The following is a 16174-nucleotide window of genomic DNA, read 5'->3' on the forward strand; positions in this document are numbered from 1 at the left end:
ATGAAACGCCCACGCCAGTTCAGTTTCAGCCGCGCACGCGGCGGCATGTCGGTCACGATGATGCTGGTCATGCTGGCGCTGTTGGCCATGCTGGGCCTGATCGAGATCGGCTATCTGTTCTGGGCCAAGCGTGATGCGCAGAAGGTGGCCGACCTTGCCGCACTGGCCGGCGCACAGCGGTTGGAGCTGTGCAGCCCGGACAACAGCGACAACAGCGCTGCCCGGCAGAATGCGCTGGCCCAGAACAGGTTCGCAGGCACCCTGCAGATCCGCTGCGGCAACTGGAGCGCCAGCCGTGGCACCGGCACCCGCTTCGTCACCAGCGTCGATGCCAGCAATCCACGCAATGCGGTTCAGGTGATCGCCGAGCGCAGCGTGCTGCCCTTCTTCGGGCAGAGTTCCAGCCTGCCCACCGTGAGCGTGCAGGCCGTGGCGCGCCGCGCCGAACCCACCGCGGTGTTTGCCGTCGGCTCGCAGCTGCTGCGGACCAATGGCGATTCAGTACTGCTGTCGACCCTGCGCCTGGTTGGCCTGGACGTCACCAATGCCACGGTGCTGTCCTATGACGGCCTGGCGCAGGCCAACGTGACTCCGTCCGGCCTGCTGAAAGCGCTCAACATACCGGTAAGCGCCAACCTCAGCGTGGCCGACTTCAATCGCCTGTTGTCGGTCAACAAGATCTCGCTGGCGCAACTGGTCGATGCCACCGCCACCGTGGTCGGCCGTGACTCGACGGTGGGCGTGCAGCTGCGCGCCCTGTCCGATCTGGTTGCCACCCAGCTGGACATCAACAAGCTCAACATCGTGCTTGGCAGCCAGTCCGGCGGCGGTGGCCTGTTTGCCGAAGTTGTCTCGCCCGACGGCACGGTCGGCAGCGCACTGGAGTCACAGATCAACGTGCTCAACCTGATCAACACCGCGATCTCCATCGCCAACGATGGCAATGGCGTGGCGGTCAAGGGACTGGACCTGCTGGGCATCAGGATCCAGGCCGGCGTGGTCGAGCCGCCATCGATCGCCATCGGCGGTGTCGGCAGCCGTGCCTACAACGCGCAGGTCCGGCTGATGGCGGACGTGGACAGCAACAACCTGTTCGCGCTGGGGCCGCTGCTGAGCCTGCTCGGCACGCGCCTGCACCTGCCGCTGCACGTCGACGTGGCCAACGGCATGGGCACACTGACCGGCATCCAGTGCGGCGGCAGTCCACCCAAGGCCACGATCCAGGTGGACTCGTCAGTGCTGCGCGCCTGCGTCGGCAATGTCGACCCCGCACAGCGCTTCTCCAGGGCCAATGTCTGCGATGCCACGCTGCAGGACGAACAGCTGCTGAAGCTGCTGGGCCAACCATTGATCAACGACAGGATTACCCTGCCCGCCCTGACCAGCACACAGACCCTGACCCTGGCCGCCGGCGAGACCGGCTCGACCCGGATCAACCCGCTCGCGGTTGGTGACGCCGTATCGGGGCTGGTGAACGAGTTGCTGCGCGTGCTGTCAGGCATGCTCAGCTCGCCCAAGCAGGGCATGAGCGCCAACGACACGGCCAAGGCGCTGGCCGATCGCTACCTGCAGGCGGCCTTTCCGACTGGCGGACGCTACAACGTCGACCAGGTCATCCCGCTGCTGCGCGATGGCGATCCGGCACGCAATCTCGCCCCGCTGGGCAACTGGACGGTGAAGAATGGCGTCCCCAAGCCTTGCCTGCTGGGCCTGACCACCTGCTGGGAAGACGGTTCGGTGTGGGCCGGTTACAGGACGACCGTCACCGGCCAGGGCCTGGGCCTGCTCGATGGCCTGCTTGGCTCGCTGGTCGGCGGCCTGCTGATCAACCGCTGCGACAGCCTGCTCGGCAACCTGATCGATTACAACGGCTGCGTGCGCAACAATCTGGCGTCCTACATCCAGACTGCACCGGCGGGCTTTCTCGATGGTGCCGGGGGAACGGGTGTCACCAACCCCGATGGCAGTGTCAGCTGCAGCGGACTGCTGTGCACCCTGCTGAAGCCGATCCTGGCCGCACTGCGACCGGTGCTCAACAGCGTCGGCACCCTGCTGACCAACCTGCTGGCCAGCGTGCTTGGCCTGGAACTGGGCCGGACCGACGTCAACGTGCAGTCGATCCAGTGCAGCGCCGCACAGCTGGTCTACTGAAATCGAGCCGTGACGGGCGCCCTTGGCGGCGCCCACACCCATGCTAGACTCCCGGCGGGGAACCACCTTCAACTCAACCCACACTCATCCGTGGATGGTCTAGACATGCGAGAAACTTCAGGGGGCGCGGTCTTTGCCCGGCACGCGCGCAGCGCGGCAGTGCTGGCCGTGGCGATGATGCTGGTGGCACCGGCGGCGATGGCCGCACGTGGCGACCGTGAGGCGGCAGCCGAACCGGCGCGCAGCGCGCCGGTGGTGCGCAATACCGTGGACGAACTCAAGCAGTTGATGGATTCGCGCCAGCTGACCGAGCTGCGCACCACCTACAACGGCAACTACGGCGCCAGCCTGCTGTTCAACGCCAACACCCTGACCTACTACGTGGCCCTGTTCCAGGAGAAGAACTTCTGGCGGGTGATCAAGACCGATGCGGTGGACAACGCCGAGCGTGTCTACCGCACCTTCGCGCAGCAGTCCGAACAGCTGGCCCAGGTCTACATCGACACCACCCGCCTTGAAGCCGGCAAGCGCTACACCGAGCGCCTGGTGGCCTACAACGAGGAACGCCTGCGCACCCTGCAGCAGGAAATGGAACAGCAGCAGGCGCAGTCGGCCCAGGTCAGCGCAGCCCTGCAGCAGGCCCAGCAACAGGCCGTGAGCCTGAGCACCGATGTGCAGAGCACCAACAGCCAGCTGGACGCCCTGCAGCGCCGCATCCAGATCCTGCAGGCCGAACAGGGCAACCCGGAGTTGAGCCTGCCCAAGCCGGACAGCATGCCCGCGCCGGCCGCCGCCAGCGACGGTCGCTGAGAGCTGCACCCACGGTACTCCACGCGACGGCGCCCTATGGCGCCGTTGTCGTTTTCGGCACTTCACGGTCACCGCATCACTGGCAGGCGTCGTAGACCGCGTCATCCAGCTGCCGGCGCTGCACGAAATCCAGGCGCCGACGCTTGAGCAGCGCCTGCTCGCGTTGGCGGCGGGCACGCTCGCAGGCCGCCGCATCCGTGCTGATCGTGATCAGCGCACCGTGCGCCCGCGCCGCACGCCGTGGTCGGGGCGATGGCTTCGGTGCCGAGGCCGCTGGCGCCACAGCGCCGCGGGACAATGACTGCTCCGCGGGCACGTCCCAGCGCCATGCGGCACGCCCCTGGCAGGGTGTCTGCTGGTAGACCGGGTGCGGTCCATCCACGCATTTGTAGACATGGGTCTGTGCCGGCGCTGCCATGGGCAGCAGCAGGCACAGCATCAGCGACCATCGCATGGCGGGCATCCGTGCGTTCCTGTGGCGGGCTGCGCTCATCCTCGGCATACGGCTCCCGTCCTGCCAGAGCGATACGCGTCACATCCGATGCAATCCAGCACAGCCGTGCAAGTCGGTCGCCTGCGCCTGCGCTGTACTGCCGAAGGCACCGGCATCCTGCCGAAGCCTTCCCTCCCTTCCGCCAAGGAACCTGCAATGAGCAACTTCGTCACCGTCGCCGATGGCGCCCGCATCTTCTACAAGGATTGGGGCACCGGCCAGCCGATCGTGTTCGCCCACGGTTGGCCGCTGTCTTCCGATGCCTGGGATCCGCAGATGCTGTTCATGGGCCAGAACGGCTTCCGCGTGGTCGCCCACGATCGCCGCAGCCACGGACGCTCCAGCCAGACCTGGAACGGCAACAACATGGACACCTATGCCGATGACCTGGCCGCGGTGATCGAAGCGCTGGACCTGAAGGACGCGATCCTGGTCGGCCATTCCACCGGCGGCGGTGAAGTGGCGCACTACATCGGCCGCCATGGCAGCAAGCGCGTAGCCAAGGTGGTGCTGGTCGGCGCCGTGCCGCCGCTGATGCTCAAGACCGCCAGCAATCCGGCCGGCACCCCGCTGGAAGTATTCGACGGCATCCGAAAGGGCACCGGCGGCGACCGTTCGCAGTTCTTCAAGGACCTGACCACACCGTTCTTCGGCGCCAACCGGGATGGCAACAACGTCACCCAGGGCATGCGCGATGCGTTCTGGCTGCAGGGCATGCTCGGTGGCGTCAAGGGCCAGTACGACTGCGTGCACGAATTCTCGGAAGTGGACTACACCGAGGACCTGAAGAAGATCGACGTGCCGGCGCTGGTCGTGCACGGCGACGACGACCAGATCGTGCCGTTCGATGCCTCGGCCAAGCTATCCTCGCAGATCATCAAGGATGCCGAACTGAAGGTGTACGCTGGTGCGCCGCATGGCCTGACCATCACCCACGCCGACCAGTTCAACGCCGACCTGCTGGCGTTCGCACGCAAGTGAGGTATCGCGGCGGCGCCGCAACGGTGCCGCCGCCCCTTCGGTAGTGCCGGCCGCTGGCCGGCAACCCGATCAACGCGTCGCGATCCTGCACAGCCGGCCAACGGCCGGCTCTACCCCTGGCAGGTCAACCGCCTCCGCTTTGGTTCTGCCGGCCGCTGGCCGGCAACCCGACCAACCCATCGCGATCCTGCACAGACGGCCAGCGCCCGGCTCTACCCCTGGCAGGCCAACCGCCTCCGCTTCGGTACTGCCGGCCGCTGGCCGGCAACCCGATCAATCCATCGCGATCCTGCACAGCCGGCCAGCGCCCGGCTCTACCCCTGGCAGGTCAACCGCCTCCGCTTTGGTAGTGCCGGCCGCTGGCCGGCAACCCGATCAATCCATCGCGATCCTGCACAGCCGGCCAGCGCCCGGCTCTACCACGGGCAGGTCAACCGCCTCCGCTTTGGTAGTGCCGGCCGCTGGCCGGCAACCCGATCAACGCGTCGCGATCCTGCACAGCCGGCCAGCGGCCGGCTCTACCACGGGCAGGTCAACCGCCTCCGCTTTGGTAGTGCCGGCCGCTGGCCGGCAACCCGATCAATCCATCGCGATCCTGCACAGCCGGCCAGCGGCCGGCTCTACCCCTGGCAGGTCAACCGCCTCCGCTTCGGTAGTGCCGGCCGCTGGCCGGCAACCCGATCAATCCATCGCGATCCTGCACAGCCGGCCAGCGCCCGGCTCTACCACGGGCAGGTCAACCGCCTCCGCTTTGGTAGTGCCGGCCGCTGGCCGGCAACCCGATCAACGCGTCGCGATCCTGCACAGCCGGCCAGCGGCCGGCTCTACCACGGGCAGGTCAACCGCCTCCGCTTTGGTAGTGCCGGCCGCTGGCCGGCAACCCGATCAATCCATCGCGATCCTGCACAGCCGGCCAGCGGCCGGCTCTACCAGCGACGGCTCAGATGTCTGCATGGTGATGTGGCACGGAGGCGGGCAGCGGATCATGGCCACCCACGAAGTGACGCACCACCGGCGCGCGCTCTCCCCGATGCAATCCGCGTAGTTCTTCCTGGATCGCCTTGTCGTCGGCGGTGATGCGCTCGTGCTGGCGAAGGTGCTCCAGCCATGACGGGGTCACGAAATACTCCAGGTGGATCCCCGGTGTTGCCACGTCTTCGACTACGCCCCAGACCACTGCACCATCGCGACGACGGATGGATCCCATCGCGCGCATCTGCGCCTGGAACGCGGCACGATCAGCATCATCGATGCGGTACTCGATGGTGACCAGCACCGGGCCTCGATCGTTCGACACCGGCACCGACAGCTCGGGTGCCGGCCAGTGCCCGGCCGGGCTCAGGTTCAGGTCTTCGGTACCGGCGATGCGCACGCGCCATACCAGCAACCCACCGATCACTGCACCGGCCGCTGCCACCAGCAACGCCAGTTCGGGCGAGGTGCGCTGAGCGAGCGCGCCCCAGCTCAGGCCGCCGGCGGCCATGCCGGCAGAGAACACCATGATGTACAGCGCCAGCGCACGCGCACGTACCCATGCCGGAACCGCAGTCTGCGCAGCGATCTGCAGTGACGACAGCACGGTGATCCACGCAAATCCATTGACCAGCATCACCGCCGGAAGCACGTACCAGCTGCGGGTCAGCGCCAGCCCGACCAGGCTCAGGGCCAGCGACAACGTCGCCAGCAGCACCAGCAGGTCGCGATCCATCTGTGCGCGCAGCTTCGGCAGCAGCAACGCACCGCCCACTGCGCCGATCCCGATGCAGCCCAGCAGCATGCCGTACTGCCCCGCCCCACCCTGCATCTGCCCACGCACCACCACCGGCAACAGCGCGTTCATTGCCGCGGCGAAGAAGAAGAAGCCGACCGACTTGATCAGCACCGCCTGCAGCCGTCCGGCACGGCTGGCGTAGCGCAGGCCCGCTTTCAATCCGGCACCGAAGCCTTCCGGCGGCAAGCTCGACTGCTTTGGGTCGCGCTTCCAACCCCACACCACGAACAACATCGCGGCGAAGGTGATGGCATTGAAGCCGAACGCCCAGACCGCACCCAGCTGGGCGACGATCACGCCGCCGATGGCCGGGCCGATCGAACGGGCGATATTGATGCCGATCGAGTTCAGCGCTACCGCCGAGGCCAGCATCGGCTGCGGTACCAGTTCGGAGACGATGGCGGCCTGCGCGGGCATTGCCATCGCCGCACCGCAGCCCATGCAGAAGGTCAGCAGCACCAGCAACTGCGGGGTCAGCAGGTCCATCGCGGTCAACGCAGCCATCGCTGCGGCCACCAGCAGCATCCAGCCTTGGGTCGCCAACAGGTACTTCCGACGATCGACAATGTCGGCCAGGGTGCCGGCAGCGAGCGCCAGCAGCACGATCGGGACCGTGGTGGCCGACTGCACCAGGGCCACCATCAGCGGCGAACCGGTGCGCTCGGCCATCACCCAGGCGGCGGCCACATCGTTGACCCAGGTGCCGATGTTGCTGGCCAGGATTGCCAGCCAGATCGAACGGAACATCTGGATCTTCAGCGGGGACCAGGCCCCTGCGGCCTGTGCGGGGTGTTGCGACGCGGTTGCGTTCACCATTGCCATGCTCCAACGATCGAGGCGAACAGCGTGTCCTGGCCTCCAGCCTGCTTCAGTGCAGGACCGGCGTCGATCCAGGCCAGCTGCAGCTGCCATTGCCAGTGTTCGCTGGCCTGCCAGCGGGTTTCGGATTTGTACTGGGTGCCGATGCGGCGCGCGCCACCGGCGCTGCCCGGCAACGCCACCAGCGGCGCCGGCGTGGTGTAGACCGCATCGGCACGACGATGCTTCCAGGCCATCTGTACGCCCAGCTCCGTCGCCACCGCGTCGCGCAGGCGCAGGGCCAGGGTCGGCTGCAGGTCCATCAGATTGGCCGGGGCCAGCAGGCTGGCCTCGCTGAAGTACGCCGATTTGGGGAACAGTGCATTGAAGGTTCCCAATCGCCGATCGTGCAGCTTGCCATCGCCACTGGCGATGTCGGCCTTCAGCCCCAGCCGCGGTTGCAGCGGCCGCTCCGTCCAGCGCCAGCCGGTGTCGGTGGCCAGCGTCCAGGCACGGATGTCGAGGGGGCCGGTGGCGGCACGCAGTTCACCGCCCTGCGCCACCAGCTCACTGTTCCAGTCCAGCAGTCCTGACTGGCCGAACCAGCGCGCACCGAGTGTCTGCCGGCGCTCGGATCCCGAGCCTGCCGCAAAGCGCGCACCGTCGCGACGATAGTCCAGCAGGTACAGATCCCATTGTCCCACGCCCTGCCCGCGTGCCGCGGTGGCATAGGCACCCCACAGGTGCGCACCGTGTTCGCCCCGATCATCAAAGGCACCCGGCCGGTTCTCGACCGGCCGCAAGGCCATCAGGTCAAGCGTGCCGAGCCGCCCCTTCCAGCCCAGGCGCGCACCGTCGAAGGCCAGGCGGATGTTCGGCCCATCGCGCACCGACAACAGCCGCGAGCTGCCATAGCCGGCTTCCTGCCGGCCGAGCTGCACATGGATGCCACCGCGCTGCCAGCGCCAGTACGCCTGCTGCACGTCCAAGGCACCACGGTCGGTGCGGCCCGGGCCGCCTGCCTTGCCATTCTCGGCATGCACGCCCAGCTGCAGCTTTGCCTGCCAGCTGTCCTCCACATAGGTGGCCGAGGCCAGTGCCCGCAGCAGGCCATAGCCATCTTCGCCGCCGCCGATGCCGAACCGGGTCGGGTCGTAGTACAGGCCGCGCAGGCGCAGCGATGCGTCCAGCTGCAGCCGGCCATCGCCCGCGTCGCTGCAGCGGCCCCCCTCGCAGGCCAGCGCCAGCGATGGCGCGGCCAGCAGCGCCAGGCTCAGAACGCGAAGCACGAGCATCCCATCGCGCCCCAGAAGGCGGTCAGGTCACCGGTAGGCGCCGCATGCTGCGCGGCATGACCGTGAGCACCATGCGTACTGCAGGCCACACCGTGATGGTGGCGATGGGCGGCGGCCAATCCGGTGGCGGCACCGCCAACGTGGTAGCCACCGAAGCGGTTGACCGGCGACCAGTCCGGCATCGCCGGCGGCAGCTGCGGCGCCAGGCCGGCGTAATCGCCGTCGGCGTGCACGATGCGGCCGCCGACCACCGTCAGCAGGCTGGTGATGTCGGCGATCTGCGCGTCGTCGACGCGGAAGAAATCGGCCGAAAGCAGAATGAAGTCGGCCAGCTGACCAACCTTCAATGTCCCCTTCACTGCTTCGTCGCCGGAGAACCAGGCGCTGCCCTGGGTCCACAGGCGCAGCGCCTGCTCGCGTTCGAGCAGGTTTTCCTCGCCATACAGGGCCAACCCGCCCACCGTGCGCCCGGTCACCAGCCAGGACAACGCCACCCACGGATTGTAGCTGGCCACGCGGGTGGCGTCGGTGCCTGCGCCCACCGGCACGCCCTCGGCCAACATGCGCTTGACCGGCGGCGTGTGCCGCGCGGCCTGCACGCCGTAGCGCTCGACGAAGGCCTCGCCCTGGTAGGCCATGCGGTGCTGCACGGCGATGCCGCCGCCCAGCGCGCGGATGCGTTCGATGTTGCGCGGGGTGATGGTCTCGGCGTGGTCGATGAACCAGTGCAGGCCATCGAACGGCACCTCGCGGTTGACCTGTTCGTACACATCGAGGATGCGGGTGATGCTCTCGTCGTAGGTGGCATGGATGCGGAACGGCCAGCGCTTCTGGACCAGCAGCTTCACCACGTCGTGCAGTTCGGGTTCCAGCTCCGGCGGCAGTTCCGGGCGCGGCTCGTTGAACAGTTCGAAGTCGGCGGCGGAGAACACCAGCATCTCGCCCGCGCCGTTGTGGCGCAGCAGGTCATCGCCCTGGCGCGGCTGCAGGATCTCGCTCCAGCCACGGAAGTCATCCACTTCCCTGCCCTTGTTCTGGGTGAACAGGTTGTAGGCGATGCGCACCGTCAGCTGATCATCGCGATGCAGCTGCTCGATGACCTGGTAGTCCTCGGGGTAGTTCTGGAAGCCACCGCCGGCGTCGATCACCGAGGTGATGCCAAGCCGGTTCAGTTCGCGCATGAAATGGCGCGTCGAGTTGGCCTGGTATTCGATCGGCAGGCGCGGGCCCTTGGCCAGCGTGGCGTACAGGATCAGCGCATTGGGCTTGGCCAGCAGCAGTCCGGTCGGGTTGCCCAGCGAATCGCGCACGATCTGGCCACCCGGCGGATCCGGCGTGTCCTTGGTGTAGCCGCAGGCGCGCAGCGCGGCGCGGTTGAGCAGTGCGCGGTCATACAGGTGCAGCAGGAACACCGGCGTATCCGGTGCGATGTCGTTGAGCTCCTGCAGCGTCGGCAGGCGCTTCTCGTTGAACTGCGCGGCGGTGAAGCCACCGACCACGCGAACCCACTGCGGCGCGGGAGTGCGGTCTACCTGGGCCTTCAGCATGTCCAGGGCATCGCCCAGCGAACGCAGGCCGTCCCAGCGCAGTTCCAGGTTGTAGTTCAGGCCACCACGGATGAGGTGGGTATGGCTGTCGTTGAGGCCGGGCAGCAGGCGCCGGCCCTGCGCGTCGATCAGCGTCGCTTCATTGCCCCAGCCGCGCATGATCTCCTCGTCGCTGCCGACGGCGACGATGCGGCCTTCCTGTACAGCCAGCGCCTGCGCATGCGGCTGCCGCGGGTCGAGGGTGGTAATGCGGGCATTGCGGATGACCAGCGTGCTCATGCGACGCTCCTTGGAAGTGGAATCGAGTGCGGCACCGGCGCGACCTGCCAGGCCGAGCGCAACAGCGGCGCCGCTGGCCAGCACCACGTTGCGGCGGCCGTGATCGAGGGGATCGTGACTCATGCGGATTCTCCCGGAAAGCGTTGGCCGTCCAGCGCCCAGGCGCCGGGGCCGGCCAGCGCGAGGGCCAGCAGCACCGTGGTCCACATCAACGGGTACTCACTGCCGCCGCGCATCCAGAACCAGCCCTTGGGCAGGGCCAACAGCACGGTGAAGCCGATGAAGGCAGCCGCCGCAAGCGCGGCGATGCGGGTCTGCCACCCCAGCAGCACGGCCAGCCCGGACAACACCTGCAGCACGGCCAACAGCAATGGCAACGGTGCCACTGCCGGCAGCCCGAAACCGCGCAGCTCGGTGGCGAAGCCGGAAAGCCCCGGCCCCCCGAACCAGCCGAACAGCTTGCCCAGCGCGTGCGGCAGCAGGAAGCCTCCTGCCGCCACGCGCAGCATCAGCAGGGCCAGGTCGAGGCCATGGCCGGCAACCATGCTCAGTGCCCGCCTTCCTGCGCACCGAACATCCGCTTGGCGTACTGGATGCCGATTCCGTAGCCGCCGGCGTGGTCGCGCGCAATGCCGGTGGTCAGGTCGTAGGTTTCACCCCGTGCCCAGTCGCGCTGCAGTTCGAGCAGGTACTGCACGCTGGTCATCGGCACCGCGCCGGCCTGCACCATGCGGGTGATCGCACGCTCGTGCGCTTCCTCGCTGACATCGCCACAGGCATCGGTGATCACATACACCTCGAAGCCCTGCGCCAGCGCCGACAGCGCCGGGCCGACGATGCAGACACTGGTCCACAGGCCGGCGATGACCAGACGACGCTTGCCGATGCGGTTGATCTCATCGATCACAGGCTGGTCTTCCCAGGTGTTCATCGAGGTGCGATCGAACACCGTCTGGCCAGGGAAGATCTGCGGCAGTTCCGGGAACATCGGCCCGGAGAACGATGCTTCGGCGACTGTGGTCAGCACGACCGGTACATTGAAGCCCTTGGCGCCCTTGCCGATCAGCGACACGTTGTTGCGCAGCGCGGAGATGTCGATGGTGTGGGTGGCGAACGCCATCTGCGACTGGAAGTCGATCAGCACCAGGGCGTGGTCGGTCGGCGACAGCAGCGCCGGGGCGGGAGTGGCGGTGGCAAGGCTCATGGGTGGACTCCGTTGGAAACACGATCAAGGGGATGCAACAGGGCGGCATCGCCGGCGACGTACTGGCCGGGGCTGCAGCCGGTCTCCGCGCGGAAGCTGCGGACGAAATGGCTCTGGTCGAAGAAGCCCAGCTGCTGGGCCAGGCAGGCCATCGGCAGCTGCGCGCCCGGCAGCAGCTGGCGCGCACGCTCGATACGACGGCGGCGGACATAGCGCAGCGGGCTGGCGCCGGTACCGGCGCGGAACAGGCGTACCAGATGGAAGCGGCTGACGCAGGCGGCCGCCGCCAGCTCGGTCACCCGCAGCGGCTGCGACAGATGCTCATCGACATAGCGCAGGGCGCGCTGCAACGCGGCAGCCTGCTGCGGTGCCAGTGAAGCGGCGGGCGGATCAGGCGGGGAGATGGTGGCCATGCGGGACGCCGCGAAGGGGTGCCCCATGGTGCGCGCCCCCTGCGTGACGCCCTACCCCCGTCGGTCGAGGCCAGCACCTACCCGAATGGGGGAGGCCGACGGCGGAGCAGGCGGCGCCCGAACAACCGCGCATCCAGTGAATAGGCGCCAGGGCCCAGCATCAACAGCGCCAATGGCAGCACCACCTGTGGCCACGGCGCCTGCTGCGCGAACATGCCCACGGCCGCCATCAGCGCCGCCAGCGGCGTCAACGCACCCAGCACGAGCATCGGCACTGCCAGCAGGCACAACGCCGACCACCCGCCCGCCTGCATGCCGGGCGTGACCAGTGCAGCGGACAGGCACAACCGCAACCACAGCAGGCCGATGCCCGGACCGCGGTCGGGGAACATCAGGAACAGGCGCTGCATGGCGGGGCTCCGGAGGGCATGCCGGCGTGATAGCCGACCCCGGCGCACGCCGCCTACCCCGTTCGGGTCACCCTGGACTGCCCCACACCTGCCAGAATGCGCGCCATGCGTGGCCGCCCCTTCCCGTTCCTGCGTCGCCTGCCGACGCTGCTGACGTGCCTGCTGCTGTTGACCTCCCTGCCCGCCTTTGCCGTGCAGCGCCCGCCGGTGAGCGGCGGGCTGCCCGATTACGAACACACCGCCTGGCGTGTCGGCCAGGGCGCACCAGGCGATATCTGGGACATTGCCCAGGACCGCGAGGGCCTGTTGTGGCTGGCTACCGGCTCGGGCCTGTACCGCTTCGATGGCCGTCGCTTCGAACGGCAGGCAGCACCCGCCGGCAGCCAGTTCCCGTCCACCAACATGGTCACGCTGGCGCATGCCGCCGGCGGTGCGCTGTGGATCGGCTACTTCCAGGCCGGCATCAGCCAGTTCGCGCATGGGCAGCTGCGCAGCTACGGCCGCCAGCAGGGGGTGCCGGTCGGCGTCGTCCCACGCTTCAGCCAGGATCGCCAGGGCCAGCTCTGGGCGGCGATCAATGGCGGGCTGCGCCGCTTCGACGGACAACGCTGGCAGCCACTGCCGGCCGCTGCCGGCCTGCCCGAGCGCCGTGTGCAGTGGGTGCTGCACGACAGCCGGGGCAGGTTCTGGGTGCTGGCCGACCTGAAGATCTGGATGCGTGCGGCCGGCCAGACTGCGTTCGAGGACACCGGCATCGCGGTCTCGCAGATGGCGACGCTGGCCGAAAGCCCGCAGGGTGAAGTGTGGCTGGCCGACCGGGTGCGCGGCACCTCGCCGCTGGCCAACGCGCAGGGTCTGCTGGCAGACAGCGAACGTGAGGCGCGGCGGCTGCCGGAACTGGTTGCTGCGCGCCTGCAGTTCACTGCCGATGGCGCGCTGTGGGCCACGATGAGCCCGCACGGCGGCGTCGCCCGCATCACCTTCGACGGCACCCGGGCCGTGCGCATGGAACGCTTCGATTCGCCGCAAGGACTGACCGCCACATCAGCAGTGCCGATCATCGTCGATCGCGAAGGCAATCTCTGGATTGGCACCAATCTCGGCCTCAACCGCTTCCGCGCACGCAGCGTGCACACCCTGGCGGTGGGCCCAAGCGATCCGTACCGCGCGCTGGTGCGGGCCAGCGATGGCCACGTGTATGGCTATGGCGAAGACCTCAAGCCCTACGACCTGCGGCGCACCCTGCTGGATGGCAGCGCCACGCAGCTGCAGGCCGCCGCGCGCCAGGCACCCACGCCGATCTGGCAGTTCGACTGGGTCAACCTCGCGCGCACGGTCGCCGGCCACACCACGTTGATCCCGCTGCCGGCGCCGTTCACCGGGCAGCCGCTGCATGCCCTGTTGTTCCCCGATGACGGACAGGCCTGGGTCTGCACCGGCGAACGCGGGGTGCTGCACTACCAGCATGACCAGTGGCAACGTGAACTCCGCCTGCCCGAGCAGGCCTGCTCATCGCTGGCGCTGGATGCCGATGGCCAGCTGCTGCTCGGCTATGCCGATGGCCGCCTGCGCCGCCTCGGTGCGAATGGCACCGAGACCTTCGACTCCCGGGACGGCCTGTCGGTAGGGCCGGTGACCGCGATGCTGCACCACCGGGACCTTCTGCTGGTCGCCGGCGAAGCGGGGCTGGCGGCACGGCTGGGCAACGGCCGGTTCGTCCCGGTGCGCACCGACATGGCCGGTGTCCTGGAGGGCATCACCGGCATGGTCGCCGATGCCAATGGACACCTGTGGCTCAACGGCAGCCGTGGCCTGGTACGGATGGAAAGCGGGTTGCTGCGCCGTGCCCTGCGCACCGGCCTGCCGGTGACGCCACGCCTGTTCGACGCCATCGACGGCATGCCCGGCATCGCCCTGCAGAGCGGACCGATCTCCACCGCCGCCCTGGCCGACGACGGCCTGCTGTGGCTGGCCACCAACCAGGGCCTGGCCTGGCTGGACACCACCCGCTCGCACGTCAATACGATGGCTCCCAGCGTGCGCATCGGCGAGGTGCTGTATGGCAGCGAGCACGCGCCGCTACGCGATGGCCTGCGCCTCCCGGCCGGCACCAGCCAGCTGCAGATCGATTACGTGGCGCTGTCCTTGGCACGTCCGGAGCGCAACCGCTACCGCTACCGCCTGTCGGGCGTGGATGACGGCTGGCAGGACGCTGGCAGCAGCACGCGTGCGTATTACACCAACCTCGCGCCCGGCAACTACCGGTTCGAGGTGGAAGCCGCCAACGAGGACGGCATCTGGAGCACCGCGCCGGCCAGCCGCAGCTTCCGCATCGCTCCCACCTTCATGCAGACCGTGTGGTTCAAGCTGCTGTGCACAGCCGCCGTGCTTGCACTGCTGGTGCTGGCGGTACGCATCCGCAGCGGGCAGCTGGCCGCACTGTTCCGCGCGCGCCTGCAGGAACGCAACGGCGAGCGCGAACGCATCGCGCGCGACCTGCACGACACCCTGCTGCAGGGTAGCCAGGGCCTGATCCTGCGCCTGCACGCGATCAGCCAGTCAGCGCAGACACCCGAGCCGGTGCGCAGCCAGCTTGAGTCAGCGATGCAGCTGGCCGAGCGCAACCTGGCCGAGGGTCGCGAACGGGTCAATGCGCTGCGCGAGGCGCCGTTCGCGGGCCGCGACCTCGCTTCGGCGCTGGCCGACGTGCACGCCGAATACGCCGGGCATGGCATCAATCCCCTGCGCCTGACCGTGGAAGGCGCGACGCCACCGCTGCAGGCCGACGCGGCCGAAGAGGTGTTCCTGATCGGGCGCGAGGCCATCCGCAATGCGTTGCGCCATGCCAATGCCAGTGCCATTGAAGTGGAACTGTCCTATGGCACGCGGTGTTTCCTGCTGCACGTGCGCGACGACGGCGCCGGCATTGCCGACGAGAACGCCGGCCATGGCCATTGGGGCCTGCAGGGCATGCGTGAGCGCGCCCAGCGCCTCGGCGCGGAACTGCAGCTGTGGACCCGCCCCGGGCTGGGTACCGAAGTCGCGCTGGCAGTTCCGGCCCGGCGGTTGTATCACCGCCGCCGATCACGTTGGCATTGGCCCTGGAGTAGAGAAAACCATGACTGAGTCCCCTGCCCCGATCGGCGTACTGGTGGTCGACGACCACCCGCTGCTGCGTGATGGCCTGGCGGCACTGCTGGGCGCTCACGCCGACCTGCGCCTGCTCGGCGAGGCCGCCGATGGCGAGGAAGCCATCGCGCGCTACCAGCAGCTGCAACCTGACGTCGTGCTGATGGACCTGCAGATGCCCCGCCTGGATGGCGTGGAAGCCATCGTGCGGATCCGCGCGCTGGACCCACGCGCGCGCATCATCGTGCTGACCACTTACCGCGGTGACGTACGTGCGGTGCGGGCGCTGCAGGCCGGCGCCAGCGCTTACCTGCTGAAGGACATGCTGCGCCATGAACTGATCGACACCATCCGCATGGTCGCCGGCGGCCGGCGCGCACCGATTCCCCCTGCCGTGGCGGCCAGCATCGCCGCGCATGTAGTGGAAGATCGCTTGTCGCCCCGCGAGACCGAGGTACTGCGGCACGTGGCCGGAGGGCTGTCGAACAAGCGCATCGGCGAGCGCATGCAGATTTCCGAGCAGACGGTGAAGGCGCACATGAAAAGCCTGATGGACAAGCTCGGCGTGGGTGATCGCACGCATGCGGTAACCCAGGCGCTGCGGCGCGGCATCATCAGCCTGGACGACAGCGGTCACGATTAGGGGGTTGCTCGGCAGGGCTTGCAGCCCTGCACCCGCGGTAGTGCCGGCCGCTGGCCGGCAACCTCGGCAGCAACGGCAACAACAACAGCAGAAGCCTGGATTCCGTGGGATGGCGGGGCGGTGTCGGAGTGCGGGGACGCTGCAAGTACGTCCCTGTAAGCTTGGCAGCCGCATCCATGCGGCTGACACCCCGCACTCCGACACCGCCCCACCTCTGACAGATTCCGATGGCGGTTGGTAGGTGTCGACC

13 protein-coding genes are annotated in these 16174 nt (G+C 68.3%); 5 read left to right on the top strand and 8 right to left on the bottom strand.

Annotated features, from left to right (window positions below):
- Positions 1-2151, top strand: coding sequence for a TadG family pilus assembly protein (locus tag ACMGRF_RS09770; RefSeq protein ID WP_414485892.1), 2151 nt, complete (start codon positions 1-3; stop codon positions 2149-2151).
- 105 nt (positions 2152-2256) lie between these two features.
- Positions 2257-2961: a DUF2968 domain-containing protein gene (locus tag ACMGRF_RS09775; RefSeq protein ID WP_049413511.1), complete on the top strand. Its 705-nt coding sequence runs from the start codon at positions 2257-2259 to the stop codon at positions 2959-2961.
- Positions 2962-3037: 76 nt separating this feature from the next.
- On the opposite strand, the gene ACMGRF_RS09780 is transcribed toward ACMGRF_RS09775, so the two are convergent.
- Entirely contained in the window at positions 3038-3424 is a 387-nt protein-coding gene (locus ACMGRF_RS09780) for a hypothetical protein (RefSeq protein ID WP_099488249.1), read from the bottom strand.
- Positions 3425-3610: 186 nt separating this feature from the next.
- Between ACMGRF_RS09780 and ACMGRF_RS09785 the strand changes: the two genes are divergently transcribed.
- Complete coding sequence (locus ACMGRF_RS09785; RefSeq protein ID WP_099488252.1) at positions 3611-4435, top strand: alpha/beta fold hydrolase; 825 nt, start codon at positions 3611-3613, stop codon at positions 4433-4435.
- Positions 4436-5375: 940 nt separating this feature from the next.
- Here the strand turns inward: ACMGRF_RS09785 and ACMGRF_RS09790 are convergent.
- The 7 genes from ACMGRF_RS09790 to ACMGRF_RS09820 form a co-directional block, all read right to left on the bottom strand.
- Entirely contained in the window at positions 5376-7022 is a 1647-nt protein-coding gene (locus ACMGRF_RS09790; RefSeq protein ID WP_099488254.1) for an MFS transporter, read from the bottom strand.
- On the bottom strand, positions 7016-8299 hold the full coding sequence (locus tag ACMGRF_RS09795) for an alginate export family protein (protein WP_180880186.1): 1284 nt from the start codon (positions 8297-8299) through the stop codon (positions 7016-7018). The genes ACMGRF_RS09790 and ACMGRF_RS09795 overlap by 7 nt, the downstream gene beginning before the upstream one ends.
- A complete protein-coding gene (locus ACMGRF_RS09800) occupies positions 8278-10125 on the bottom strand; it encodes an amidohydrolase (protein ID WP_414485919.1) in 1848 nt (615 codons plus the stop codon). Before ACMGRF_RS09800 ends, ACMGRF_RS09795 begins: the two co-directional genes overlap by 22 nt.
- Before the next feature lie 119 nt (positions 10126-10244).
- Complete coding sequence (locus tag ACMGRF_RS09805; protein ID WP_049413733.1) at positions 10245-10670, bottom strand: DoxX family protein; 426 nt, start codon at positions 10668-10670, stop codon at positions 10245-10247.
- A 2-nt stretch (positions 10671-10672) separates the two neighbouring features.
- Positions 10673-11329 (bottom strand): hydrolase, encoded by a 657-nt coding sequence (locus ACMGRF_RS09810; RefSeq protein WP_005417006.1) that lies wholly within the window; start codon positions 11327-11329, stop codon positions 10673-10675.
- Positions 11326-11769, bottom strand: coding sequence for a helix-turn-helix transcriptional regulator (locus ACMGRF_RS09815; RefSeq protein ID WP_053091543.1), 444 nt, complete (start codon positions 11767-11769; stop codon positions 11326-11328). The genes ACMGRF_RS09810 and ACMGRF_RS09815 overlap by 4 nt, the downstream gene beginning before the upstream one ends.
- A 50-nt stretch (positions 11770-11819) precedes the next feature.
- A complete protein-coding gene (locus ACMGRF_RS09820; RefSeq protein WP_049413729.1) occupies positions 11820-12152 on the bottom strand; it encodes a hypothetical protein in 333 nt (110 codons plus the stop codon).
- A 96-nt stretch (positions 12153-12248) separates the two neighbouring features.
- On the opposite strand from ACMGRF_RS09820, the gene ACMGRF_RS09825 reads away from it, so the two are divergent.
- Positions 12249-15278 carry a sensor histidine kinase gene (locus ACMGRF_RS09825; protein ID WP_099488263.1) on the top strand — a complete coding sequence of 1010 codons (3030 nt, stop codon included), beginning with the start codon at positions 12249-12251 and terminating at the stop codon, positions 15276-15278.
- Positions 15271-15924, top strand: coding sequence for a response regulator (locus tag ACMGRF_RS09830; RefSeq protein ID WP_049413726.1), 654 nt, complete (start codon positions 15271-15273; stop codon positions 15922-15924). The genes ACMGRF_RS09825 and ACMGRF_RS09830 overlap by 8 nt, the downstream gene beginning before the upstream one ends.
- Positions 15925-16174 lie beyond the last annotated feature (250 nt).

Origin of the sequence: Stenotrophomonas sp. EMP41, assembly GCF_047495535.1 — a bacterium.
GTDB lineage: Bacteria > Pseudomonadota > Gammaproteobacteria > Xanthomonadales > Xanthomonadaceae > Stenotrophomonas > Stenotrophomonas sepilia.